Source organism: Enterobacter sp. EC_64 (assembly GCF_019584165.1).
GTDB classification, from domain to species: domain Bacteria; phylum Pseudomonadota; class Gammaproteobacteria; order Enterobacterales; family Enterobacteriaceae; genus Enterobacter; species Enterobacter roggenkampii.
On the sequence record NZ_VDAS01000002.1, the window covers coordinates 198,471 to 224,768 of the forward strand.

Consider the following 26,298-nt stretch of genomic DNA (forward strand, 5'->3'; position numbering starts at 1 on the left):
ATTCCCCTCTCCAGGCGGAGAGGGGAGGAATCACTATTTAAAACGCATCGAGAGGTCGAGGGCGCGAACGTGCTTGGTCAGCGCGCCGACTGAGATGTAATCCACGCCGGTTTCGGCGAATTCACGGATCGTTTCGAAGGTGACGTTCCCGGAGACTTCGAGCTGGGCCCGGCCATTGGTCAGTTTTACCGCCTCACGCATCTGCTCGGTTTCGAAGTTATCGAGCATGATGATATCGGCCCCGGCCTTAATCGCCTGCTCCAGCTCGTCCAGGTTTTCCACTTCTACTTCAACCGGCACATCCGGATGCAGCCAGAAGGCCTTCTCCACCGCCTGACGTACGGAACCCGATGCAATAATGTGGTTCTCTTTAATCAGGAAAGCGTCGGACAGGCCCAGACGATGGTTTGCGCCGCCGCCGCAGAGCACCGCGTACTTCAGCGCCGTGCGCAGGCCCGGCAGCGTTTTGCGGGTATCCAGCAGCTGGGTTCGGGTGCCGGCCAGCAGGTCAACGTAACGACGCACTTCGCTGGCGACGCCAGAGAGCGTTTGTACAAAATTGAGCGCGGTACGTTCGCCGGTCAGCAAGACGCGGGAAGGGCCGTCCAGCTCGAACAGCGGCTGATTTGGCGTGACGCTATCGCCGTCCTCCACGTGCCATGTGACCTGCACATCATCACCCGCCAGCTGGGTAAAGACCTCTTCAACCCAGCGCTTACCGCAAAAAACCCCTTCTTCGCGGGTGATAATGACCGCGTGGGAGCGCGTCTCTTTCGGCAACAATTGTGCGGTAATATCTTTATCGGCATTGACGTCACCGCCCAGATCTTCTTTCAAAGCATGGGCAACGCTTGCCGGAATATCCATATTAATACGTTCCAGAAGCGCTTCACGTCGGTGGTCGGGGTTGTAGCGGCGAGGCGGCATGATAAAACTCCAAATTGGTAACGAATCATAATATTGAAACATGCTACTCTGAACCGAGTAACAGCACCATACATAAGGAGTTCCAGCATGTTGTTAGAAAACGGATGGCTGGTGGATGCGCGGCATGTGCCTTCGCCGCACCACGACTGCCGCCCGGAGGATGAAAAGCCCACACTGCTGGTGGTTCATAATATTAGTCTCCCGCCGGGGGAATTCGGCGGCCCGTGGATCGATGCGTTATTCACGGGAACGATAGATCCCGATGCCCATCCTTTCTTTGCTGAGATTGCGCATCTGCGCGTGTCGGCTCATTGCCTGATTCGTCGCGATGGTGAAGTGGTTCAGTATGTTCCCTTTGATAAGCGCGCCTGGCATGCCGGAGTATCGATGTATCACGGGCGCGAACGGTGCAACGATTTTTCTATCGGGATCGAACTGGAAGGTACGGATACGACGCCCTACACCGATTCACAGTATCAACAGCTAGCGACTGTGACCCGCACGCTTATCGGACTTTACCCGGCCATCGCCGACAATATTACCGGGCACAGCGATATCGCTCCGGCGAGAAAAACCGATCCCGGCCCGGCATTTGACTGGCCGCGGTTCCGCGCCATGCTCACCGCGTCGTCAGAATAAGGAGATACCATGACGTTGTTTACCATGCTGCTGGTTATCATCGCTGAACGCCTGTTCAAGCTCGGTGAGCACTGGCATCTGGATCACCGGCTGGAGGTGTTATTCCGCCGTATCAAGCACTTTTCCATGCTGCGCACGCTGCTGATGATGGCGGGCGTGATGGTGATTACGTTCCTGCTGCTGCGCGCGCTGTATGGACTCTTTTTCAACGTGCCGCTGCTGGTGGTGTGGATCCTGCTCGGCGTGCTGTGCATTGGTGCGGGCAAGGTGCGTTTGCACTATCACGCGTACCTTAAAGCCGCCTCCCGTGACGATGCCCATGCGCGCAATGCCATGGCGAGCGAGCTGACGATGATCCACGGCGTGCCGCCGGACTGCGACGAGCGCGAGTTCCTGCGCGAACTGCAGAACGCGCTGCTGTGGATTAACTTCCGTTACTACCTGGCGCCGCTGTTCTGGTTTGTGGTGGGCGGCCCGTGGGGGCCGGTACTGCTGATGGGGTATGCGTTCCTGCGCGCCTGGCAGACCTGGCTTGCTCGCTATCTGACGCCGCACGAGCGTTTGCTGTCCGGCATTGATGCCATCCTGCACGTGGTTGACTGGCTTCCGGTGCGTCTGGTGGGCGTGGTGTACGCGTTAATTGGCCACGGTGAAAAAGCGCTGCCCGCGTGGTTCGCCTCGCTTGCCGACCGCCATACGTCGCAGTATCAGGTGTTAACGCGTCTGGCGCAGTTCTCGCTGGCGCGCGAGCCGCATACCGATAAGATTGAAACGCCGAAAGCCGCTGTCTCCATGGCGAAGAAAACGTCGTTTGTGGTCGTGGTTATCGTGGCGCTGCTGACGATCTACGGCACGCTGGTGTAAGCCAGCGCGCCGTAACGATTAAAGCGTGTCCGCAGGCGGGATGCCGAAATCAGGCATCCCGTTTTCATTCCAGCGGACGAGCTTCAGGCGAGTATGGCGGTTTGGATCGTACAGCGGATCGCCCTCAATTTCGGTGTAGTTCCGCGCGTGATACACCAGCACATCTTCCCCTTCCGGCGTTTGCGTAAAGCTGTTGTGTCCCGGGCCGTACTGGCGATTTTCGTAGCTGGTGGCGAATACGGGACGCGGGGATTTATGCCAGTTTGCAGGGTTTTGCGGATCGGCGTTCAGGTCTATCCACAGCAGCCCCATGCAGTAGTTATCGTCGGTGGCGCTGGCGGAGTAGCTGATAAACAGCTTATCGCCGTGAACCAACACCGCCGGGCCTTCGTTGACCCAAAACCCGCGACACTCCCAGTCATACTCCGGCTTGCTGAGCATCACCGGCTCGCCTTTCAGCGTCCACGGGTTCGCCATTTCGCACAGATAAAGGTTGGAGTTCCCGGTGATATCCGGCGCTTTTTGCGCCCACAGATACCAGCGTTTGCCCTGATGCACAAAGGTGGTGGCGTCCAGGGCGAAGGTGTCGAACGGGGTTTTGATCTGGCCTTTTTCCACCCACGTGCCGGTGAGCGGATCGCTGTCGGCACATTCAATGGCAAACATGCGGTGCTGAAACATCCCTAGCGCGTCGAGCGCCTGGGTGTGCGTCGCGGCAAAATAGATGTACCACTTTCCGTCAATGTGGTGCAGTTCCGGCGCCCATATCAGCTGGCTCATTGGGCCGGCGTCGGGTTTACGCCAGACCACCACCTCTTCGACATGACGTAAGCCTTCCAGCGAGTCTGCACGGCGGATCGCCAGCCTGTCGTACTGCGGCACGGAGGCGATAAAGTAATATTGCCCATCGTGGCGCAGGATATACGGGTCGGCGCGTTGTTCAATAAACGGGTTTGGCCAGGTTTGCATTCGGCTTTCCTTATTTAGTCTCAGCGGCTTTCAATTCCTGATAATCGTTCAGCTCGTGGTAGTTGTTGCGGCGTTTTTCCAGATCGAGCTGGATCTGCTTCATGGTTTCACGATCCACCTTCAGCAGGCGCACCACGCCCGCGGTAATCAAATAACCCACCCCCGGGATAACGGTAAACAGCAGCACAATCCCGTTGATGGCGTCTGCGCTTTGCGCTTTCGCCCCCGCGTCGTAGCCGTACCAGGAGAGCAGAAAACCGACCATCGCCCCGGCAATCGCCAGCCCCAGCTTGAGGAAGAAGATGTTGCCCGAGAAGCTGATGCCGGTGATGCGCTTCCCGGTTTTCCACTCGCCGTAGTCGTCCACGTCGGCCATCAGCGACCAGTGCAGCGGAGACGGGATCTGGTGCAGGATGTTCAGCAGGACGTAGAGCACCACGATGGTGACGGTCGCTTTCGGGTCGAAGAAATAAAAGGCGCAGGAGAAAATCGCCAGCACGATGTTGGTCCAGAAGAAGACCTTCAGCTTACACCAGCGGTCGGTCAGCACTTTTGCCAGCACGCTGCCGAGCATCATGCCGACAACGCCCAGGCTGATAAACAGCGTGGCGAAGTGGGTGCTCTGGCCCATGACCCAGGTGACGTAATACATGGTGGCCGCCATGCGGATAAAGCCCGGGCAGACGTTGCAGAGCGTCAGGAGCAGAATGCGCACCCACTGGTCGTTCTTCCACACGTCTTTCAGGTCGTTTTTCAGCTCGTCATTGGTCTGGACTGCCGGGCGCACGCGCTCGCGCACGGTGGCGAAGCAGAACAGGAACATGCAGGTGCCAATCAGCGCCAGCACGGTCATGGCCATCTGGTAGCCTTTGGCTTTGTTGTCCCCGCCAAACCAGTCGGCCATCGGCAGCAGCGTTAATGAGAGCAGCAGCGTGGCGATGCCGACCAGCACGAAGCGATACGACTGGCAGGCCACACGTTCTTTTGGATCGTTAGTGATCACCCCGCCCAGCGAGCAGTAGGGGATGTTGATGGCGGTGTAGGTGAGCGACAGCAGGAAGTAGGTGACAAAGGCATAGATAACTTTGCTGTTATAGCTCCACTCTGGCGTGGTGAACATCAGGATGCTGAACAGCGCGTACGGGAAAGCGATCCACAGCAGCCATGGACGAAACCGGCCATATTTACTGCGGGTGCGGTCGGCAATCGCGCCCATGATCGGGTCCGTAACGGCGTCAATCACGCGGACGGACAGCAGCAGCACGCCGACCAGCGCAGGGGCCAGACCAAAAATATCCGTATAAAAATAGTTAACAAACAGCATGATGGCGCCGAAGATGATGTTACATCCGGCGTCGCCCATCCCATAGCCGATCTTTTCTTTTACTGACAGCTTTGCGTTATCCATAGACTGCTCTCCGGGTTACGGTATGGAGAGAATTATTTGCTGGCGAAGGGATATATGCGTTGCAGTATCAGGGCGGTGATATGGATAAATGCGCTGTGGGCGTGAAAGTGTGAGGGAGGTAACAACGCGCGGCACCTGTAAAAACAGGTACCGCGGATAGGCTTAGTGCGCCTTCATGGCATTACGGCTTTTCTGACTGAAGAGATAGCCAACGCCGAGTACTGCAATCCAGACCGGAATCAGGTAGACGGAAATCGCCATACCTGGGGTGATCAGCATGATCACCAGCACGGCCGCCATGAACAGCAGGCAGATCCAGTTACCCAGAGGATAGAGCAGGGCAGGGAAGCGCGTGGTGACGCCCTGCTGCTGCTTCGCGCGGCGGAACTTCATGTGCGCCAGGCTGATCATCGCCCAGTTGATGACCAGCGCAGAGACCACCAGCGCCATCAGCAGGCCAAACGCCGATTCCGGTGCCATGTAGTTAATGAGCACGCACAGGGCGGTCACGATGGCGGAAACAATGATGGTATTCACCGGCACGCCGCGTTTATCAACGTTAAGCAGCATCTTCGGCGCGTTACCCTGCTGGGCCAGGCCGAACAGCATGCGGCTGTTGCAGTATACGCAGCTGTTGTAAACGGAGAGCGCTGCGGTCAGCACCACGATGTTCAGCGCGTTGGCGACAAAGGTATCGCCCAGCTCGTGGAAGATCAGCACAAACGGGCTGGTGTCAGCAGTCACGCGCGTCCACGGCAGCAGCGAGAGCAGCACCGCCAGTGAGCCCACATAGAAGATCAGGATGCGGTAGATAACCTGATTGGTGGCTTTCGGGATGCTCTGCTCCGGGTTGTCGGCTTCAGCAGCGGTGATGCCCACCAGCTCCAGGCCGCCGAAGGAGAACATTATGATCGCCATCATCATCACCAGGCCGGTCATGCCGTGAGGCAGGAAGCCACCCTGTTCCCAGAGGTTGCGCACCGTGGCCTGCGGGCCGCCGTTGCCGCTGAACAGCAGCCAGCCGCCGAAGATAATCATCGCCACCACGGCAATGACCTTGATGATGGCAAACCAGAACTCCATCTCCCCGAACACTTTAACGTTGGTCAGGTTAATGGCGTTGATAATAACGAAGAAGGCTGCAGCAGAAGCCCAGGTTGGGATTTCGGGATACCAGAACTGAATGTATTTCCCGACGGCGGTCAGTTCGGCCATGGCAACCAGAACGTACAGCACCCAGTAGTTCCAGCCCGAGGCGAAACCGGCAAAGCTGCCCCAGTACTTATAGGCAAAGTGGCTGAAGGAGCCTGCGACCGGCTCTTCCACGACCATTTCGCCCAGCTGGCGCATGATCAGAAAAGCAATGAAACCCGCAATCGCGTAACCCAAAATAATGCCCGGACCGGCAGACTGGATAACGGATGCGCTGCCCAGAAACAGGCCGGTACCAATCGCACCGCCCAGTGCGATGAGCTGAATATGGCGGTTTTTAAGCCCGCGCTTTAGCTGATCGCCGTGCTGTTGAGCTTCCATTTGAAACCTCGTGTGTGGTTGTTATGTTCACGCTGAGCGTGTGTAATTATGAAAATCCATATTCTGTATTTATTTCTTTACGGTTAACGAGACCGAAAAAAGCGGAGATGACTTCCGTAAGCGCCAGAATAGTGGTAAGTGCCTGCGAATGCACCTGCTTTATGAAGGGGTGATGACGACTTGAATAAAAAGAAAGCATTTGTAAATCGGCCCGCTCGTTGTTCCTCACCCAACCTATAGAATAGAAATGCGCCTTAAGTGGGCGAATTTTCATTATTTGCCTTGTTGAATCGCTTCAGATTGCAAAAACCCTCGTTTCATTATGGTTAAAACTCCCTCTTTGGGGGTAATCAACTCATTTGTGCAAAGTTACATTTCTGAAACGTTATTTCTGTAAGGTTGTTAAAATGTGCAGGGTTTACTGATTTCAATCAAAACCAATATGGACAGAAGGTGAATACTTTGTTACTTTAGCGATACGAAATAGAAATTGGTAAGACCAATTGACTCCGGGCAAAAAGGCGTAAGACAGGGAATATGGCCTACAGCAAAATTCGCCAACCAAAACTATCTGATGTGATTGAGCAGCAGCTGGAGTTTTTAATCCTCGAAGGGACTCTGCGCCCGGGTGAGAAACTTCCGCCAGAACGCGAACTGGCAAAACAGTTCGACGTTTCACGTCCCTCTCTGCGTGAGGCGATTCAACGTCTCGAAGCAAAGGGCTTGCTGCTTCGTCGCCAGGGCGGCGGAACCTTTGTGCAAAACAGCCTGTGGCAGAGCTTCAGCGATCCGCTGGTAGAACTTCTCTCTGACCACCCAGAATCCCAGTTTGACCTGCTTGAGACCCGTCACGCGCTGGAAGGTATTGCGGCCTATTACGCCGCCCTTCGCAGCACTGATGAAGATCGCGTGCGTATCCGCGAGCTGCATCAGGCCATTGAACGGGCACAGCAGTCCGGCGATTTAGACGCCGAGTCCAGCGCCGTCGTCCAGTATCAAATTGCCGTCACCGAAGCGGCCCACAACGTGGTGCTCCTCCATCTGCTACGCTGCATGGAGCCGATGCTGGCCCAGAACGTTCGTCAAAATTTTGAATTGTTGTATGCCCGTCGGGACATGCTCCCACTGGTAAGCAACCATCGCACCCGAGTATTCGAGGCGATAATGGCCGGGGAACCGGAGCAGGCGCGCGAAGCGTCGCACCGCCATCTGGCTTTCATTGAGGAAATCTTGCTGGACCGCAGCCGTGAACAATCGCGTCGCGAACGTTCATTACGCCGCATACAGCAACGAAAGGATTAAGCGCCAGGTACTTTTAGAGCGCGGCAACTAAACGCAGAACCTGTCTTATTGTGTTCTTGCCCAAGAGCACAATGGGACAGGTTCCAGACAAATCAACGTATTAGATAGATAAGGAATACCCCCATGTCAGAACGTCTCCAAAATGACGTGGATCCGATCGAAACTCGCGACTGGCTACAGGCGATCGAATCGGTCATCCGTGAAGAAGGTGTTGAGCGCGCTCAGTATCTGATTGATCAGCTGCTTTCTGAAGCCCGCAAAGGCGGCGTGAAGGTTGCTTCAGGTGCAGGGGCTAGCAACTACGTAAACACGATTGCCGTTGAAGACGAACCGGAATACCCGGGCAATCTGGATCTGGAACGTCGTATCCGTTCTGCAATCCGCTGGAACGCCATCATGACCGTTCTGCGCGCATCCAAGAAAGACCTGGAACTGGGTGGCCACATGGCGTCCTTCCAGTCTTCTGCGACCGTTTACGAAGTGTGCTTCAACCACTTCTTCCGTGCAGCGAACGAGAAAGACGGCGGCGATCTGGTGTACTTCCAGGGCCACATCTCTCCGGGCATCTATGCACGTGCATTCCTGGAAGGTCGTCTGACTGAAGAGCAGATGAACAACTTCCGTCAGGAAGTTCACGGTAAAGGTCTGTCTTCTTACCCGCACCCTAAACTGATGCCTGAATTCTGGCAGTTCCCAACCGTATCCATGGGTCTGGGCCCAATCGGTGCGATCTACCAGGCGAAATTCCTGAAGTATCTGGAACACCGTGGTCTGAAAGACACCTCTGAGCAGACCGTATACGCCTTCCTGGGCGACGGCGAAATGGATGAGCCAGAATCTAAAGGCGCGATCACCATCGCAACCCGTGAGAAGCTGGACAACCTGTGCTTCATCATCAACTGTAACCTGCAGCGTCTGGATGGTCCGGTAACCGGTAACGGCAAGATCATCAACGAACTGGAAGGCATCTTCGCAGGTGCTGGCTGGAACGTGATCAAAGTCATGTGGGGTTCCCGTTGGGACGAACTGCTGCGTAAAGACACCAGCGGTAAACTGATCCAGCTGATGAACGAAACCGTTGACGGTGACTACCAGACCTTCAAATCCAAAGACGGTGCCTACGTGCGTGAGCACTTCTTCGGCAAATATCCAGAAACCGCAGCCCTGGTTGCAGACTGGACTGATGAGCAGATCTGGGCCCTGAACCGCGGTGGTCACGATCCGAAGAAAATCTACGCTGCACTGAAAAAAGCGCGTGAAACCAAAGGTAAAGCGACTGTAATCCTGGCCCACACCATCAAAGGTTACGGCATGGGTGATACCGCAGAAGGTAAAAACATCGCTCACCAGGTTAAGAAAATGAACATGGACGGCGTGCGCTATATCCGCGACCGTTTCAACGTTCCGGTGACCGATGAGCAGGTCGAAAACCTGTCTTACATCACCTTCCCGGAAGGCTCCGAAGAGCACAAGTACCTGCACGAACGTCGTCAGGCGCTGAAAGGCTACCTGCCAGCTCGTCAGCCTAACTTCACCGAGAAGCTGGAACTGCCAGCGCTGGAAGACTTCTCTCAGCTGCTGGAAGAGCAGAACAAAGAGATCTCTACCACTATCGCTTTCGTTCGTGCCCTGAACGTGATGCTGAAGAACAAGTCGATCAAAGATCGCCTCGTGCCAATCATCGCCGACGAAGCGCGTACTTTCGGTATGGAAGGTCTGTTCCGTCAGATCGGTATCTACAGCCCGAACGGCCAGCAGTACACCCCGCAGGACCGTGAGCAGGTTGCATACTACAAAGAAGACGAGAAAGGTCAGATCCTGCAGGAAGGTATCAACGAGCTGGGCGCAGGCGCATCCTGGCTGGCCGCTGCGACTTCTTACAGCACCAACAACCTGCCGATGATCCCGTTCTACATTTACTACTCCATGTTCGGGTTCCAGCGTATCGGTGACCTGTGCTGGCAGGCAGGCGACCAGCAGGCTCGCGGCTTCCTGATCGGTGGTACTTCCGGTCGTACGACCCTGAACGGTGAAGGTTTGCAGCACGAAGATGGTCACAGCCACATTCAGTCTCTGACTATCCCTAACTGTATCTCTTACGACCCGTCTTACGCGTATGAAGTGGCAGTCATCATGCATGACGGTCTGCAGCGCATGTACGGTGAAGCGCAGGAGAACATTTACTACTACATCACCACCCTGAACGAAAACTACCACATGCCGGCAATGCCAGCAGGTGCCGAGGAAGGTATCCGTAAAGGTATCTACAAACTCGAAACCATCGAAGGTAGCAAAGGTAAAGTTCAGCTGCTGGGCTCCGGTTCTATCCTGCGTCACGTTCGTGAAGCAGCGCAGATCCTGGCGAAAGACTACGGTGTCGGTTCCGACGTGTACTCTGTGACCTCCTTCACTGAACTGGCGCGTGATGGCCAGGATTGTGAGCGCTGGAACATGCTGCACCCACTGGAAACCCCACGCGTACCGTACATCGCTCAGGTGATGAACGACGCGCCAGCGGTGGCGTCTACTGACTATATGAAACTGTTCGCTGAGCAGGTTCGTACTTACGTTCCAGCTGATGATTATCGCGTTCTGGGTACTGACGGCTTCGGTCGTTCTGACAGCCGCGAAAACCTGCGTCACCACTTCGAAGTTGATGCTTCTTACGTGGTTGTAGCAGCACTGGGCGAACTGGCTAAACGTGGCGAAATCGATAAGAAAGTGGTTGCAGACGCAATTACCAAATTCAACATCGATGCAGAAAAAGTTAACCCGCGTCTGGCGTAAGAGGTAAAAGAATAATGGCTATCGAAATCAATGTACCGGACATCGGGGCTGATGAAGTTGAAATCACCGAGATCCTGGTCAAAGTAGGCGACAAAGTTGAAGCTGAACAGTCGCTGATCACCGTAGAAGGCGACAAAGCCTCTATGGAAGTCCCGTCTCCTCAGGCTGGCATCGTTAAAGAGATCAAAGTCTCTGTTGGCGATAAAACCGAGACTGGCAAACTGATCATGATTTTCGATTCCGCCGACGGTGCAGCAGCTGCTGCACCTGCGCAGGAAGAGAAGAAAGCCGCTCCGGCCGCCGCTGCTCCAGCAGCTGCCGCGAGCGCGAAAGACGTGAACGTGCCGGACATCGGCGGTGACGAAGTTGAAGTCACTGAGATCCTGGTGAAAGTGGGCGATACCGTTGCGGCCGAGCAGTCACTGATCACCGTAGAAGGCGACAAAGCCTCTATGGAAGTGCCAGCACCGTTTGCGGGTACCGTTAAAGAGATCAAGATCAACACCGGTGACAAAGTGTCTACTGGCTCCCTGATCATGATCTTCGAAGTGGCAGGTGCTGCACCTGCTGCCGCGCCTGCACAGGCCGCTGCTCCGGCGCCAGCCGCAGCACCAGCTGCTGCTGGCGGCGCGAAAGACGTTAACGTACCGGACATCGGCGGTGACGAAGTTGAAGTGACCGAAGTGATGGTGAAAGTGGGCGACAAAGTTGCCGCTGAACAGTCACTGATCACCGTTGAAGGCGACAAGGCTTCCATGGAAGTGCCTGCGCCGTTCGCGGGTACCGTTAAAGAGATCAAAATCAGCACCGGCGACAAAGTGTCTACCGGCTCTCTGATCATGGTCTTCGAAGTGGAAGGCGCTGCGCCTGCCGCAGCTCCGGCTGCCGCGGCTGCTCCAGCACCGGCTGCTGCACCGGCTCAGGCTGCTAAACCAGCCGCTGCCCCTGCTGCAAAAGCAGAAAAATCAGAGTTCGCTGAAAACGACGCTTACGTCCACGCGACGCCGCTGATTCGTCGCCTGGCGCGCGAATTCGGTGTGAACCTGGCGAAAGTGAAAGGGACTGGCCGTAAAGGTCGTATCCTGCGCGAAGACGTTCAAACCTACGTGAAAGACGCGGTGAAACGCGCCGAAGCTGCACCAGCTGCAGCCGCTGGCGGCGGTATCCCGGGCATGCTGCCATGGCCGAAAGTGGACTTCAGCAAGTTCGGCGAAATCGAAGAAGTGGAGCTGGGCCGTATCCAGAAAATCTCTGGTGCGAACCTGAGCCGTAACTGGGTGATGATCCCGCACGTTACGCACTTCGATAAGACCGATATCACCGATCTGGAAGCGTTCCGTAAACAGCAGAACGCCGAAGCTGAGAAGCGTAAACTGGACGTGAAATTCACCCCAGTGGTCTTCATCATGAAGGCGGTTGCTGCGGCTCTGGAACAGATGCCACGCTTCAACAGCTCCCTGTCCGAAGACGGCCAGAAGCTGACGCTGAAGAAATACATCAACATCGGTGTTGCGGTTGATACGCCAAATGGTCTGGTTGTTCCGGTCTTCAAAGACGTGAACAAGAAGAGCATCACTGAGCTGTCCCGTGAACTGACCACCATCTCCAAGAAAGCGCGTGATGGTAAGCTGACTGCCGGCGAAATGCAGGGCGGCTGCTTCACCATCTCCAGCATCGGCGGCCTGGGTACCACCCACTTCGCGCCGATTGTGAACGCGCCGGAAGTGGCTATCCTCGGTGTGTCCAAGTCCGCGATGGAGCCGGTTTGGAATGGCAAAGAGTTCGTGCCGCGTCTGATGATGCCAATCTCTCTGTCCTTCGACCACCGCGTGATCGACGGTGCTGATGGTGCGCGTTTCATCACCATCATCAACAACATGCTGAGCGACATTCGCCGCCTGGTGATGTAATCGAAAAGCCGGCCAGTCGGCCGGCTTTTTTCTGATAATCTCATGGCGTTTGTGAGGTTATTGGCGAAAGCGACAATTCGTGAGCCGTTTGTTGTTTCAAAATTGTTAACAATTTTGTAAACTGCGGGCGGATAGAACGACCCGGTGGACGACGGGTATAAACTAAGAGGTCATGATGAGCACAGAAATCAAAACTCAGGTCGTAGTACTTGGGGCAGGCCCGGCAGGTTACTCCGCAGCATTTCGCGCAGCGGATTTAGGTCTGGAAACCGTCATCGTAGAACGTTACAGCACCCTCGGCGGTGTTTGTCTGAACGTCGGCTGTATCCCTTCTAAAGCGCTGCTGCACGTAGCGAAAGTTATCGAAGAAGCCAAAGCGCTGGCTGAACACGGTATCGTCTTCGGCGAGCCGAAAACCGACATCGACAAAATTCGTACCTGGAAAGAGAAAGTTATCACTCAGCTGACCGGCGGTCTGGCGGGTATGGCCAAAGGCCGTAAAGTGAAAGTGGTAAACGGTCTGGGTAAATTCACCGGTGCGAACACCCTGGAAGTGGAAGGCGAAAACGGCAAAACCGTGATCAACTTCGACAACGCGATCATCGCGGCAGGCTCTCGCCCAATCGAACTGCCATTCATTCCGCATGAAGATCCGCGCGTGTGGGATTCCACCGATGCGCTGGAGCTGAAAACCGTTCCTAAGCGTCTGCTGGTGATGGGCGGCGGTATCATCGGTCTGGAAATGGGTACCGTGTACCACGCGCTGGGTTCAGAGATCGACGTGGTTGAAATGTTCGACCAGGTTATCCCGGCTGCTGACAAAGACATCGTTAAAGTCTTCACCAAGCGCATCAGCAAGAAATTCAACCTGATGCTGGAAACCAAAGTGACTGCCGTTGAAGCGAAAGAAGACGGTATTTACGTTTCCATGGAAGGCAAAAAAGCCCCATCCGAACCACAGCGTTACGACGCCGTGCTGGTGGCGATCGGCCGTGTGCCGAACGGTAAGAACCTCGACGCGGGCAAAGCTGGCGTGGAAGTGGACGACCGTGGCTTCATCCGCGTTGACAAACAGCTGCGCACTAACGTGCCGCACATCTTTGCTATCGGCGATATCGTCGGTCAGCCAATGCTGGCGCACAAAGGTGTTCACGAAGGTCACGTTGCCGCTGAAGTTATCGCCGGCATGAAGCACTACTTCGATCCGAAAGTGATCCCATCTATCGCGTATACCGAGCCAGAAGTGGCATGGGTGGGTCTGACTGAGAAAGAAGCGAAAGAGAAAGGCATCAGCTACGAAACCGCCACCTTCCCGTGGGCTGCTTCTGGCCGTGCTATCGCGTCCGACTGCGCAGACGGTATGACCAAACTGATCTTCGACAAAGAGACTCACCGCGTGATCGGTGGTGCGATTGTCGGTACCAACGGCGGCGAGCTGCTGGGTGAAATCGGTCTGGCTATCGAAATGGGCTGCGACGCGGAAGACATCGCGCTGACCATCCACGCTCACCCAACTCTGCACGAGTCCGTGGGCCTGGCGGCAGAAGTGTTTGAAGGCAGCATCACCGACCTGCCAAACGCGAAAGCGAAGAAGAAATAAGTTTCTTCAGATGAAAAAAAGCGGCCTGAGGCCGCTTTTTTTATGCGCTGCGTTCAGGGAGCCACGGGTTGCCAGGCTTTATCCGGGTTATAGGCGGTTAACGCCCGGGCTTTCTGCTCAGAATCCTTGCCGAGATCGGACTGATACACCTTGTCGTCCTGATTTATCACAAAGCTCATCACGCCCGTTTGACCGTAGCTGACCGGCCACGCCACCATCGCGAAACCGTTATTATCCGGCAGGATCCGGAAGCGATAGCCGTGATAGCCGGTACCCGGCTCTTTCGGGCTAAATGCCGGTCCGAGCGGACTGGGCGTTTCGCCGGGTGAGACGGGCCAGTACAAACCGTCTTTCTTCCCTTCCGAGCTGACAATCTTCTGCGCGTATTTCTGGTTCATCGCAAAGTAGCTTTGCTGCGCATCAACATAGGCATGCAGGGCTTCAATGGCGGCAAGTTCGTTACGCCCGATTTCACGGGTCAGGATCTCTTCAGCCCCTTCTTTGATATCGAATTGCCAGCCGGCGGCGGTTTTGATCACCGGGATGGGAAGCTGCCAGTCGTTGTCTCCAACAACAAGATGCGCCGTATCTCCTTCGACAACGGTGTTATGACGAACTTTCCAGTCGCGCAGGAAACGATCGACGGCATCCGGATCAACGCCTTCGGGAGGGAGAAAATCGCGCCAGTTCTCTCCAAGCAGATTGCTCATCGCGCGCTCATTATGCTCACTAATGGCGCTGGCCAGCGCATCGGTCGCCTGGTCGGGCGTGCTAAAGGACTGCTGCGCCATCACCGAGGCCGAAAGCATGAACAACACCATTCCACTGAGTAGTTTACTTTTCATGTCGGTTCCCTTAGCGATGTCTAAATTCACGGCGTTCAGCGCGTCCACCAGACACCTGACGGGGCTGCTGCTGGCGAGCCGCAAGCTGCCTGCTTTGCGCACCGCGCTGCTGCTGCGCCTGCCAGTTCGCGGAACGGCTGTCGTTGCCGCTCAGCGCATTGGCCCGGGACTGACCGTTTCGCAGCTGCAGAGCGCGTTGCTGCGCGGGCTGTGAAGCGCGTTTCTCCTGTCTTTGGGTTACAGCCTGACGATTTTCTCGCTGCTGCGTGGTGGTCCGCTTCGCCGTCTGCGGTTTGGTGTCGTAGCCACGGTAGTTGTTGCGCTGCGAAATTTGCTTCAGCTGTTCACTCGAGGCCTGACGCTGCACATCCTTCGTGCCGGGACGTGCCGTTTGCGGGAAGGTTTTCCCCGTGGATTTCTCCATCTGGCTCAGGGCCGCCTGACGCTGGCTATCCCGGTTAACCGGTTTTTGCTGCGTTGAGCTTAGCCCGGTGACTGTGCTGGTGGGGTGGAAACGGGTGTTGAGCTGGTTAGTCGGATAGGGCACACCCTCCCGGTAGGCCGGGTTATGCTGCCAGGTACGGTTGGCGTCCGTCAGACGCTGTCCGCTGATTTTATTGAAGTTCTCAACGTTGATATTGATGTTGTTATCACCGTTGCGGTTATAGCCGCCGTGATTATCCCAGTCACCGTCATGGTGGTGGTCCCAGTCATCGTCGTCATCCCAGTCGATATTGCTGAAAATGGCATAGGTTGTGGCAACGCCCAGGCTGAAGCCTAAGCCGTTGACGAAGCTGTTGCCAAACTGCTCTCCGGGCGTGGGCGGGAGATAGGTGGGTGGATAGGCGGTGTTGGGCCTGGTCCCATAAACCGTATTGGGGTTATAGGTGGGAACATAAACGACCTGCGGATCGGCAGATTCAATTTTGATCACCGTTGGGGCGGGCGCAGACGTGGTTGTTGTCGTTGCCTCGGTGGCGCGGGTTTTCGCTGGTGCTGGCTTTGTCACGGTGGTGACCGTCTGCTGAGGCGTAGATTGTAAAGCACCGGTCTTCTGTGCCAGCGCGCGCAGGCGTTGAACGGAATCCATCACGTCTTTCGGCTGCGCGAGAAACGCATCGCCCAGATTTTGTACCCACGGCGGGTTTTCACCCATCAGCGACATAAGCTGAGGAAACGCGACCAGCGATTTTACGCTCGGATCCCAGGGCTGGCTGGCAACGGCCTGAATGGCGGCGTCCCCTTCCATTTTAGGGTTGTCTTTTGACCACTGAGCCGCCTGAATCACGTTGGCCGGGTAAGTCGAGGCCATCAGAATTTGTGAAAGCAGGGCGTCAGGGTAGAGCGCAATGGGGGCAACCCACTGATCGATTTGCGCGGCAGTGTAGGTCGGCGCGAACACAGGGGCGGGCTGGGCTACGGCAGGTGCCGCCGGTTGTTGAGCGACGGGGGCTGGCGCAACGGGTTCCGTTGCACGACTTTTGACAAACAAGACGCCTGAGGCGGCAAGCAGCCCGGCACTGCACAGAAGGATGAGCAGATGTGGCTTAAAGGGCAACTTCATAAAATGACTCCAACGAGACCAGCGCTGTGCCGTGAGGCGTTACGGTTGGCGTGAGTATTATTCACCCGTCTTTTACTGTTTTGACTTTTATTGGGAAGCGTCCGGTACGTCCGGATAAAGAGTGTGAGTATTTATTACACAATTATATCTGATGAAGAAAAAACTGAAGCGTCACGGTGCAGAAGAACCGCAAAATGATGCCCTAAATCCCCGCTACACCATGCTTAACGATTCAGCAAACTTTTTAATGTTGCTTTTTTGTAAACGGATTAACACTGTGCAGAAATCCTGCTATGCTGCCCGACGCGGTATCGGGCATTTACCCTACAAACTGCTGTCTCACAGGAGCGTGAAGAGAACGCCCGCCGCATATGACAATGAGAGCGAGGAGAACCGTCGTGCTAGAAGAATACCGTAAGCACGTAGCAGAACGTGCCGCCGAGGGAATTGTACCCAAACCGTTAGATGCAACCCAAATGGCCGCGCTCGTCGAGCTGCTGAAGAACCCGCCTAAGGGCGAAGAAGAATTCCTGTTAGATCTGCTGATCAACCGCGTACCGCCTGGCGTAGATGAAGCTGCCTACGTAAAAGCCGGATTCCTTGCTGCTATCGCCAAAGGCGAAGCCACCTCCCCACTGGTTACTCCTGAAAAAGCCATCGAACTGCTCGGCACCATGCAGGGTGGTTACAACATTCATCCGCTGATTGACGCGCTGGATAACGACAAGCTGGCACCGATTGCCGCTAAAGCGCTCTCGTCTACGCTGCTGATGTTCGATAACTTCTACGATGTGGAAGAAAAAGCCAAAGCTGGCAACGTCTATGCGAAGCAGGTGATGCAGTCCTGGGCTGATGCCGAATGGTTCCTGAATCGTCCAGCGCTGGCTGAAAAAATTACCGTTACTGTTTTCAAAGTGACCGGTGAAACCAACACCGATGACCTCTCTCCGGCACCGGACGCGTGGTCTCGCCCGGATATCCCGCTGCACGCCCTGGCGATGCTGAAAAACGCCCGTGAAGGCATTGAGCCGGATCAGCCGGGCGTTGTCGGCCCGATCAAACAGATCGAAGCGTTGCAGAAAAAAGGCTTCCCGCTGGCTTACGTGGGTGACGTTGTGGGTACCGGTTCTTCCCGTAAGTCCGCCACCAACTCCGTGCTGTGGTTCATGGGTGACGACATCCCGCATGTGCCAAACAAACGCGGCGGCGGCCTGTGCCTCGGCGGTAAAATTGCACCGATCTTCTTCAACACCATGGAAGATGCGGGCGCGCTGCCAATTGAAGTAGATGTGAGCAACCTGAACATGGGCGACGTGATTGACGTCTACCCGTATAAAGGCGAAGTGCGCAACCATGAAACCAACGAGCTGCTGGCAAGCTTCGAACTGAAAACCGACGTGCTGATTGACGAAGTGCGCGCCGGTGGCCGTATTCCGCTGATCATCGGGCGCGGCCTGACTACCAAAGCGCGTGAAGCGCTGGGCCTGCCGCACTCAGACGTGTTCCGTCATGCGAAAGACGTAGCGGAAAGCAACCGCGGCTTCTCGCTGGCACAGAAAATGGTCGGTCGCGCCTGCGGCGTCGCCGGTGTTCGTCCTGGCGCCTACTGCGAGCCGAAGATGACCTCCGTCGGTTCTCAGGACACCACTGGCCCAATGACCCGTGACGAACTGAAAGACCTGGCGTGCCTGGGCTTCTCTTCCGATCTGGTGATGCAGTCCTTCTGCCACACTGCGGCGTATCCGAAGCCGGTTGACGTGACCACGCACCACACGCTGCCTGACTTCATTATGAACCGTGGCGGTGTCTCCCTGCGTCCGGGCGACGGCGTTATCCACTCCTGGCTGAACCGCATGCTGCTGCCGGATACCGTGGGTACCGGCGGTGACTCCCATACCCGTTTCCCAATCGGTATCTCCTTCCCGGCGGGCTCCGGTCTGGTGGCGTTTGCTGCCGCGACCGGCGTGATGCCGCTGGATATGCCGGAATCGGTGCTGGTGCGCTTCAAAGGTAAAATGCAGCCGGGTATTACCCTGCGCGACCTGGTTCACGCGATCCCGCTGTATGCGATTAAACAGGGTCTGCTGACCGTTGAGAAGAAAGGGAAGAAAAACATCTTCTCTGGCCGTATCCTGGAAATCGAAGGTCTGCCGGATCTGAAAGTAGAGCAGGCGTTCGAGCTGACCGATGCCTCCGCCGAGCGTTCGGCTGCGGGCTGTACCATCAAGCTGAACAAAGAGCCGATCGTTGAGTACCTGAACTCTAACATCGTGCTGCTGAAGTGGATGATTGCAGAAGGCTACGGCGACCGTCGTACGCTGGAGCGTCGTATCCAGGGCATGGAAAAATGGCTGGCCGATCCGCAGCTGCTGGAAGCCGATGCTGACGCAGAGTACGCGGCGGTGATCGACATCGATCTGGCGGATATCAAAGAGCCAATCCTGTGTGCACCGAACGATCCGGACGACGCGCGTCCGCTGTCCGAAGTTCAGGGCGAGAAGATCGACGAAGTGTTCATTGGTTCGTGCATGACCAACATCGGTCACTTCCGCGCGGCCGGTAAGCTGCTGGATACCCACAAAGGCCAGCTGCCAACCCGTCTGTGGGTGGCGCCGCCAACCCGTATGGACGCGGCTCAGCTGACCGAAGAGGGCTACTACAGCGTGTTTGGTAAGAGCGGCGCGCGTATCGAAATTCCTGGCTGTTCTCTGTGTATGGGTAACCAGGCGCGCGTAGCCGACGGCGCGACGGTGGTCTCCACTTCGACCCGTAACTTCCCGAACCGTTTAGGTACCGGTGCGAACGTCTTCCTGGCCTCTGCGGAGCTGGCGGCGGTTGCGGCGCTGATTGGCAAACTGCCAACGCCGGAAGAGTACCAGACCTTTGTGGCTCAGGTGGATAAGACAGCGGTGGATACCTATCGCTATCTGAACTTCGACCAGCTCTCTCAGTACACCGAGAAGGCCGACGGGGTTATCTTCCAGACGGCAGTATAAATGCTACCCTCTCCCGTGGGAGAGGGGCTGGGGGTGAAGGCACCAGACCGCACCTGACCCATTGCCCGGTGGCGCTACGCTAACCGGGCCTACAAAACCCATCGCAACTACGGTGGGTTTTTTATTTTCATTCCTCCCACCTCCCACGCTTTTTTTCTTCCTCGCTGCTGCGATAATTACCTTAATGGCTTTGCAGAGGAAAACACTATGGATTACGAATTTCTGCGCGACATCACCGGAGTGGTGAAAGTGCGTATGTCGATGGGCCACGAAGCCGTTGGACACTGGTTTAACGAAGAGGTGAAAGAAAATCTCTCCCTTCTTGATGAGGTTGAACAGGCGGCAAAGACGGTGAAAGGCAGTGAGCGCTCCTGGCAACGCGCCGGGCACGAATACACGCTGTGGATGGACGGTGAAGAGGTCATGGTGCGTGCCAACCAGCTCGAGTTTTCAGGCGACGAGATGGAAGAGGGGATGAGCTACTATGACGAAGAAAGCCTGTCGCTGTGCGGCGTAGAAGACTTCCTTCAGGTGGTGAATGCCTACCGCGAGTTCATGAAACAGCGGTAATTTCCCGAAGCATCCCTGCTCCGGGCAACACTTACACGGCCGGAATGTTGCGGCCGTAGTAGATCTCGCGCATCTCTTTCCAGAGCAGGTCAGTAATCGCCTTACGCTCTTCTTCGCTCAAATCTTCCGGCTTCGTGTGGAACATATAGTGCTTAAGGTCGAACTCCTTAAGTAACATCTTGGTATGGAAGATGTTTTCCTGATACACGTTCACGTCCATCATGTCGTACAGTGACTTCATGTCCTCGGACATAAAGTTCTGAATAGAGTTAATCTCGTGGTCGATGAAGTGCTTCATGCCGTTGACGTCACGGGTAAAACCGCGCACGCGGTAATCAATCGTGACGATATCCGATTCCAGCTGGTGGATGAGATAGTTCAGTGCGTTCAGCGGGGAAATCACGCCGCAGGTCGACACTTCAATATCGGCACGGAACGTACACAGCCCGCCTTCCGGGTGACTCTCCGGGTAGGTATGGACGCAGATATGGCTTTTATCCAGGTGAGCAACCACTACTTCCGGCAGCGGGCCCGGATGTTCCGTTTTGTCGATAAGCTTCGGATCGACCGGCTCTTCGCTGACCAGTATGGTCACGCTGGCGCCCTGGGGTTCATAATCCTGTCGGGCAATATTCAGGATGTTGGCGCCGATAATGGAACAGGTTTCTGACAGGATCTCGGTCAGACGGTTGGCGTTGTAGAGTTCGTCGATATAGGCGATGTAACCATCGCGTTCTTCCGCTGTTTTGGCATAGCAGATATCGTAAATACAAAAACTCAGGCTTTTGGTCAGATTGTTAAAGCCATGCAGTTTAAGCTTTTTCAATTAGCTCACCCCCTTAGTGGATAATGCGTCTTGCAGGTACTGCGGCAGAGCAAACGCTGCGGTATGAATAGCCGGATTGTAGTATCGGCACTGTAGACCTGCCTGATGGAAGCGGGCCTGAATAATTTCGGTGGAAAGATGACGTAATACGTCGTTATCCGTCGCCCAGGCAAAGGTCATGATCCCGCCGTAGTACGTCGGAATGGCCGCCTGATAGAAGCTGACATCCTCGAAATAGGTGCTGAGCTTGCGATGGCTATCCAGCGCTTCATCCTGTTGCAGGAAGCAGACGCCGTTTTGGGCGACGAAGATCCCGCCCGGGTTCAGGCAACGCTTGCAGCCTTCGTAGAACGAGGAGGTAAACAGCGACGCGCCAGGGCCGATAGGATCGGTGCAGTCGGAGATAATGACGTCAAAGGTCTGGGTTGTCTGGTTAACAAAGTTAACCCCGTCATCAATCACCAGATTAAAACGCGGATCGTCATAGCTACCGGCATTGTGGTTGGGCAGGTACTGGCGGCAGAACGAGACGACGCCCGCATCGATTTCCACCATGGTGATGGTTTCAATCGAGCGATGGCGGGAAACTTCACGCAGCATTGCACCGTCGCCACCGCCGATAATCAGGACATGCTTTGCATGGCCGTGCGCCAGCAGCGGGACGTGGGTCATCATCTCATGATAGATAAACTCATCTCGCTCGGTCGTTTGCACGACGCCGTCCAGCGCCATTACGCGGCCAAAGGCAGCATTCTCGAAGATGATGAGATCCTGGTGATCGGTTTTTTCATGATAGAGCACGTTATCAACGGCAAAGTACTGACCAAACTGGTCATGCAGTGTTTCATGCCACAACGTGTGGTCGGCCATACGCGGACTCCTCCTTTGTTAACATCCGTTACGCTCACAAAAAATGAGCGAAACATGATAGCTAACTATAACCGTGGTTGCACGGCTATAGGTTTAACAGGAGGCGTCGGGAAGGTTATTTGACGTAGGCGAGCAGGCTGAGCGAATCGCGAGCCAGCGCTTTGCATTTTTTAGCCGTGGGAATGCCAATACCGCTTAGGTCACGGTAGCTGTCTTCGCCGAGCGCCTTCATGTCAAAGCTGTCGTAGTTGCTGAGATCCCACTGGTTCTGCTGGGCAAAAAAGACCAGCGCGCGGCGAATTTGCCCGTTGGGTAAATTCTGGTAGCCACAATCATTTTTCAGGAATACAAAAACCGCCGTTAAATCGGCCATATCTTCCGCTTCATTTTCACTGAGCGCATAGCTGTTCGCACACATTGCCATCAGGCTACCGAACAAAATTGTCCTGAAAAACGTCTTCATTGCTTCTACCACTTCTTCACGGAAAATTAACGTTAGCATACTTGATGCCAGTGCGACGATCTTTATTATTGCCGCTTTACTTGACCTTCCGGTAAGGGGAGGGTTTATGCTCAAAAGATCGCCTGCTGGAAATAAGGAAATGAACATGCAACGTCGTGATTTTTTAAAATATTCCGTGGCGCTGGGGGCTGCCAGCGCCTTACCCCTCTGGAGCCGTGCGGTTTTCGCGGCTGACAGGCCTGCCTTACCCATCCCTGATTTACTTACCGCTGACGCCCGCAGCCGTATCCAGCTTGTCGTTCAGTCCGGTAACACACTGTTCGGTGCGCACAACGCGACAACCTGGGGCTATAACGGCAATCTTCTCGGTCCTGCGCTACAGCTGCGCAAAGGTAAAGCGGTGACGGTGGATATCCAGAATACTCTTGCTGAAGAGACGACGGTGCACTGGCACGGACTGGAAGTGCCGGGCGAGGTAGACGGCGGGCCGCAGGGCATCATCAAAGCGGGTGGCACGCGCAGCGTCACCTTTACGCCCAACCAGCGCGCCGCGACCTGCTGGTTCCATCCGCATCAGCATGGCAAAACGGGCCATCAGGTAGCCATGGGGCTGGCGGGGCTGGTGCTGATTGAAGACGACGAAAGCCGCCTGCTGCGCCTGCCGAAGCAGTGGGGCATCGACGATGTGCCGGTGATTGTGCAGGACAAGAAATTCACCGCTGACGGGCAAATCGACTACCAGCTGGACGTGATGAGCGCGGCGGTCGGCTGGTTTGGCGACACGCTGCTGACCAACGGCGCCATTTATCCTCAGCACGCCGCGCCGAAAGGCTGGCTGCGCCTGCGTCTGCTTAACGGCTGTAACGCGCGTTCTCTCAACTTCGCCACCAGCGATAAGCGTCCTCTGTACGTGGTCGCCAGCGACGGCGGGCTGCTGCCTGAGCCGGTGAAGGTCAACGAACTGCCGATGCTGATGGGGGAGCGCTTTGAGGTGCTGGTGGATATCAGCGACGGCAAGCCGTTCGATCTTGTGACCCTGCCGGTTAGCCAGATGGGGATGGCGGTCGCGCCGTTTGACAAGCCGCATCCGGTGCTGCGTATCCAGCCGTTACGGGTGACCGCTTCCGGCACGCTGCCTGATACGTTAACCACGCTGCCGGCACTTCCGTCGCTGGATGGGCTTACGCAACGGAAACTGCAGCTCTCCATGAACCCGATGCTCGATATGATGGGCATGCAGGCGCTGATGGCGAAATATGGCGATAAGGCGATGGCGGGGATGCATCACGGGCAGATGATGGGTCACATGAACATGGACCACGGCAAAATGGGCGGCATGGGGAACATGAATCACGGCGATCATGGCTTTGATTTCCACAACGCCAACATGATCAACGGCAAAGCGTTCGACATGAACACGCCGATGTTTGCTGCGACAAAAGGGCAGCTTGAGCGCTGGGTGATTTCAGGTGAAGGGGACATGATGCTGCACCCGTTCCATATCCACGGCACGCAGTTCCGCATTCTCTCTGAGAACGGCAAAGCCCCGGACGCGCATCGCGCGGGCTGGAAGGATACGGTGAAGGTGGAAGGCGGCGTCAGCGAGGTGCTGGTGAAGTTTGACCACGATGCGCCGAAGGAGTTTGCCTATATGGCGCACTGCCATCTGCTGGAGCATGAAGATACGGGGATGATGCTGGGCTTTACCGTATAAAAAAAGCCGGGTGGCGGCTTCGCCTTACCCGGCCTGCATAGCGTATCCATAGGCCCGGTAAGCGTAAGCGCCACCGGGCTTTTCAGTTACTTGTTTTCGTCAGGCAACGCATACGCGACAATATAGTCGCCCATCTTCGTGCCAAACGAACCGTGACCGCCCGCGGAGATGACAACGTACTGCTTGCCATTCACTTCATAGGTCATCGGCGTAGCTTGTCCACCCGCTGGCAGACGGCCTTGCCACAGTTTTTCACCGTTGGTCATGTTGTACGCGCGCAGGTAGTTATCTGCGGTTGCCGCGATGAACAGCACGTTACCGGCGGTGGAGATTGGGCCACCCAGCATAGGCATACCCATATTGAACGGCACCGGAACCGGCATCGGGAACGGCATGCTGTCCTGTGGCGTACCAATACGTTTTTTCCATACGATCTGGTTAGTTTTCAGATCCAGACCGGAGATATAACCCCAGGCAGGCTGTTTACACGGCAGACCGAACGGCGACAGGAACGGATTCAGCGTTACGCCGAACGGTACGCCATACTGCGGCTGAATACCGGCTTCGGTACCGCTGCCTTTCGCGTCTTTCGGCTGCTCCATTGGGTTGCCCGGACCGCGTGGGATCAGACGGGAAACGAAGGGCAGCGCCATTGGGTTGGCAATCGCGACCTGACGGTTAGGGTCAACGGAGATCCCACCCCACTCGAACATCCCCAGGTTACCCGGGAAGACCAGCGTGCCCTGCTCAGAAGGCGGCGTGAAGATGCCTTCATAGCGCAGCTGATGGAACATCACGCGGCACACCAGCTGGTCAAACATCGTGGCACCCCACATGTCTGCCCCGCTGAGGTCTTTCTTCGGACGGAAGCTCAGATCGGAGAACGGCTGGGTTTTGCTGACGTAATCGCCTTTCGCCGCACCCTGCGGAACCGGTTTTTCCGGTGCAGGCACAACCAGCTTGCCGTTGCTGCGATCCAGCACGAAGATGTTGCCGGTTTTCGCTGGAGCGTAAATCACCGGTACGGTTTTGCCGTTAACGGTGATGTCCGCCAGCGTCGGCTGGGACGGCATATCCATATCCCACAGATCGTGGTGAACGGTCTGGTAGCTCCAGGCCAGCTTACCGGTGGTCGCGTTCAATGCCACGATAGCGCTGGCATAACGTTCCTGCTCCGGCGTGCGGTTACCGCCCCAGATATCTGGCGTAGTAACGCCCATCGGCAGGTAGACCAGGTCCAGCTTCGCGTCATACGCCGCAGGCGCCCAGGAGTTTGGCGAGTTAAAGGTAAAGGTGTGCTCGTCCGACGGGATCGCGTTCGGATCTTTCGCGCCCGGGTCGAAGGCCCACAGCAGTTTACCGGTGTTCACGTCGAAACCACGGATAACGCCGGAGGTTTCGCGGGTGGAGAAGTTATCTGTTACCGAACCGGCAATCACGATGGTTTTATCGGTGATGATTGGCGGGGAGGTCGGCTCATACAGACCCGGCGTGGTGTCCGGCATATTGGTCTGCAGATTCAGGATACCTTTGTTGGCAAAGGTTTCGCACAGCTTGCCCGTTTCGGCATTGATGGCGAACAGACGACCATCGTTCACCGGCAGCATGATGCGGCGAGGACAGTCGGCAATGACTTCCGGGCTCGCATTATCCGGGCGCGCTTCGTGATAAGAGACGCCACGGCAGGTCACGTGCTGGAAGGACGGGTTGGAGTTCAGCTGCGGATCGAAGTGCCATTTCTCTTTACCAGTGGCCGCGTCGAGCGCGAACAGACGCTGGTGCGCCGTACACAGATAAAGCATATCGCCGACTTTAATTGGCGTCACTTCGTTGGTCAGTTCACCCGGATCGTTCGGCATCTTCAGATCGCCGGTACGGAATACCCAGGCTTCTTTCAGGTTCTTAACGTTGTCCGCGTTGATCTGCTTCAGCGGAGAGTAACGCTGGCCTTCCTGGTTACGACCATAGGCAGGCCAGTCGCCGTCAGCAACCTGAGAGATCGCCGCCGCAGGCGTCGATTCTGCGTTCAGCGTACCGTTGATCTCCTGCGGATCGTTGAAGCCAGCCCAGGTCAGGATACCGCCGCTGATTAACAGCGCTACCACCAGCGCCGCGACCGCACCGCTGGACGGCACGATCAGGCGACGCCAGACGAACGGCAGGATCAGCCAGATGCCGAAGAAGACCAGGATGTCACTGCGCGGCGTCAGCGCCCAGAAGTCAAAGCCGACTTCCCAGACGCCCCAGATCATGGTGGCAAGAAGGAGTGCGGCATACAGCCACAGTGCAGATTGTTTTCTACGCCAGAGCAGGACGGTTACGCCAAGCATAACCAGGCCCGCAATCGGGTAGTACCAGGAGCCGCCGATCGCGACCAGCCAGACGCCACCGATTAACAGGTACAGGCCGCAGAAGGCGGCGAATAGCGCTGTTAATGTCACCAGTAGACGCGGCTGTTTAGAGTTTGTTTCAGCCATAGAAAGTGTACTCGTCAGTTTTTGTTAATAATTT

The 26,298-nt window shown here is 56.0% G+C and carries 20 protein-coding genes; 9 read left to right on the forward strand and 11 right to left on the reverse strand.

All coding sequences use genetic code 11. From position 1 onward, the window contains the following. Positions 1 to 33: 33 nt before the first annotated feature. Positions 34 to 927, reverse strand: a complete 894-nt coding sequence (nadC, locus tag FHC52_RS02490; RefSeq protein WP_021240514.1) for a carboxylating nicotinate-nucleotide diphosphorylase — start codon at positions 925 to 927, stop codon at positions 34 to 36. Between the two features lie 87 nt (positions 928 to 1,014). Here nadC and ampD point away from each other — a divergent pair, with 87 nt between their 5' ends. Continuing rightward, complete coding sequence (ampD, locus tag FHC52_RS02495; protein ID WP_139963492.1) at positions 1,015 to 1,566, forward strand: 1,6-anhydro-N-acetylmuramyl-L-alanine amidase AmpD; 552 nt, start codon at positions 1,015 to 1,017, stop codon at positions 1,564 to 1,566. 9 nt (positions 1,567 to 1,575) lie between these two features. After that, entirely contained in the window at positions 1,576 to 2,430 is an 855-nt protein-coding gene (ampE, locus tag FHC52_RS02500) for a beta-lactamase regulator AmpE (protein WP_008501964.1), read from the forward strand. Positions 2,431 to 2,448: 18 nt separating this feature from the next. Here ampE and FHC52_RS02505 read toward each other — a convergent pair whose 3' ends face one another. The 4 genes from FHC52_RS02505 to FHC52_RS02520 all read right to left on the reverse strand — a co-directional run bounded on the left by FHC52_RS02505 (position 2,449) and on the right by FHC52_RS02520 (position 6,614). Continuing rightward, on the reverse strand, positions 2,449 to 3,399 hold the full coding sequence (locus tag FHC52_RS02505; protein WP_220419894.1) for a family 43 glycosylhydrolase: 951 nt from the start codon (positions 3,397 to 3,399) through the stop codon (positions 2,449 to 2,451). A gap of 10 nt (positions 3,400 to 3,409) precedes the next feature. Next, positions 3,410 to 4,807 (reverse strand): glycoside-pentoside-hexuronide (GPH):cation symporter, encoded by a 1,398-nt coding sequence (locus tag FHC52_RS02510; protein ID WP_047745495.1) that lies wholly within the window; start codon positions 4,805 to 4,807, stop codon positions 3,410 to 3,412. 162 nt (positions 4,808 to 4,969) lie between these two features. After that, positions 4,970 to 6,340: an aromatic amino acid transporter AroP gene (gene aroP / locus FHC52_RS02515; protein WP_008501961.1), complete on the reverse strand. Its 1,371-nt coding sequence runs from the start codon at positions 6,338 to 6,340 to the stop codon at positions 4,970 to 4,972. A gap of 46 nt (positions 6,341 to 6,386) precedes the next feature. After that, entirely contained in the window at positions 6,387 to 6,614 is a 228-nt protein-coding gene (locus tag FHC52_RS02520; protein ID WP_021240510.1) for a hypothetical protein, read from the reverse strand. A gap of 263 nt (positions 6,615 to 6,877) precedes the next feature. On the opposite strand from FHC52_RS02520, the gene pdhR reads away from it, so the two are divergent. The 4 genes from pdhR (at position 6,878) to lpdA (ending at position 13,939) form a co-directional block, all read left to right on the forward strand. Then, positions 6,878 to 7,642, forward strand: coding sequence for a pyruvate dehydrogenase complex transcriptional repressor PdhR (gene pdhR / locus FHC52_RS02525; protein WP_008501960.1), 765 nt, complete (start codon positions 6,878 to 6,880; stop codon positions 7,640 to 7,642). Between the two features lie 123 nt (positions 7,643 to 7,765). After that, on the forward strand, positions 7,766 to 10,429 hold the full coding sequence (aceE, locus tag FHC52_RS02530) for a pyruvate dehydrogenase (acetyl-transferring), homodimeric type (protein WP_008501959.1): 2,664 nt from the start codon (positions 7,766 to 7,768) through the stop codon (positions 10,427 to 10,429). A 14-nt stretch (positions 10,430 to 10,443) separates the two neighbouring features. After that, positions 10,444 to 12,339 (forward strand): pyruvate dehydrogenase complex dihydrolipoyllysine-residue acetyltransferase, encoded by a 1,896-nt coding sequence (gene aceF, locus FHC52_RS02535; RefSeq protein ID WP_021240508.1) that lies wholly within the window; start codon positions 10,444 to 10,446, stop codon positions 12,337 to 12,339. A gap of 175 nt (positions 12,340 to 12,514) precedes the next feature. Further along, positions 12,515 to 13,939: a dihydrolipoyl dehydrogenase gene (gene lpdA, locus FHC52_RS02540; protein WP_003856313.1), complete on the forward strand. Its 1,425-nt coding sequence runs from the start codon at positions 12,515 to 12,517 to the stop codon at positions 13,937 to 13,939. Positions 13,940 to 13,992: 53 nt separating this feature from the next. Here lpdA and FHC52_RS02545 read toward each other — a convergent pair whose 3' ends face one another. Both FHC52_RS02545 and FHC52_RS02550 read right to left on the reverse strand, forming a co-directional pair. Further along, complete coding sequence (locus FHC52_RS02545) at positions 13,993 to 14,784, reverse strand: DUF2950 family protein (RefSeq protein ID WP_126287614.1); 792 nt, start codon at positions 14,782 to 14,784, stop codon at positions 13,993 to 13,995. A gap of 10 nt (positions 14,785 to 14,794) precedes the next feature. Beyond that, positions 14,795 to 16,348: a DUF3300 domain-containing protein gene (locus tag FHC52_RS02550; RefSeq protein ID WP_126287615.1), complete on the reverse strand. Its 1,554-nt coding sequence runs from the start codon at positions 16,346 to 16,348 to the stop codon at positions 14,795 to 14,797. Positions 16,349 to 16,746: 398 nt separating this feature from the next. On the opposite strand from FHC52_RS02550, the gene acnB reads away from it, so the two are divergent. Together acnB and yacL are read left to right on the forward strand one after the other, a co-directional pair. Beyond that, positions 16,747 to 19,344, forward strand: a complete 2,598-nt coding sequence (gene acnB, locus FHC52_RS02555; RefSeq protein WP_069597883.1) for a bifunctional aconitate hydratase 2/2-methylisocitrate dehydratase — start codon at positions 16,747 to 16,749, stop codon at positions 19,342 to 19,344. A 207-nt stretch (positions 19,345 to 19,551) separates the two neighbouring features. Continuing rightward, positions 19,552 to 19,914, forward strand: a complete 363-nt coding sequence (yacL, locus tag FHC52_RS02560) for a protein YacL (protein WP_008501954.1) — start codon at positions 19,552 to 19,554, stop codon at positions 19,912 to 19,914. 31 nt (positions 19,915 to 19,945) lie between these two features. On the opposite strand, the gene speD is transcribed toward yacL, so the two are convergent. The 3 genes from speD to FHC52_RS02575 all read right to left on the reverse strand — a co-directional run bounded on the left by speD (position 19,946) and on the right by FHC52_RS02575 (position 22,073). Then, entirely contained in the window at positions 19,946 to 20,740 is a 795-nt protein-coding gene (gene speD, locus FHC52_RS02565; RefSeq protein ID WP_008501953.1) for an adenosylmethionine decarboxylase, read from the reverse strand. After that, complete coding sequence (speE, locus tag FHC52_RS02570) at positions 20,741 to 21,610, reverse strand: polyamine aminopropyltransferase (RefSeq protein ID WP_008501952.1); 870 nt, start codon at positions 21,608 to 21,610, stop codon at positions 20,741 to 20,743. Positions 21,611 to 21,725: 115 nt separating this feature from the next. Then, positions 21,726 to 22,073, reverse strand: a complete 348-nt coding sequence (locus FHC52_RS02575; RefSeq protein WP_014882582.1) for a YacC family pilotin-like protein — start codon at positions 22,071 to 22,073, stop codon at positions 21,726 to 21,728. Between the two features lie 145 nt (positions 22,074 to 22,218). Here FHC52_RS02575 and cueO point away from each other — a divergent pair, with 145 nt between their 5' ends. After that, the gene (gene cueO / locus FHC52_RS02580) at positions 22,219 to 23,787 is read left to right on the forward strand and encodes a multicopper oxidase CueO (protein ID WP_126287616.1); all 1,569 of its coding nucleotides are present in this window, start codon (positions 22,219 to 22,221) and stop codon (positions 23,785 to 23,787) included. Between the two features lie 86 nt (positions 23,788 to 23,873). Here the strand turns inward: cueO and FHC52_RS02585 are convergent, their stop codons facing one another. Continuing rightward, complete coding sequence (locus FHC52_RS02585) at positions 23,874 to 26,264, reverse strand: glucose/quinate/shikimate family membrane-bound PQQ-dependent dehydrogenase (RefSeq protein WP_023293268.1); 2,391 nt, start codon at positions 26,262 to 26,264, stop codon at positions 23,874 to 23,876. Positions 26,265 to 26,298 lie beyond the last annotated feature (34 nt).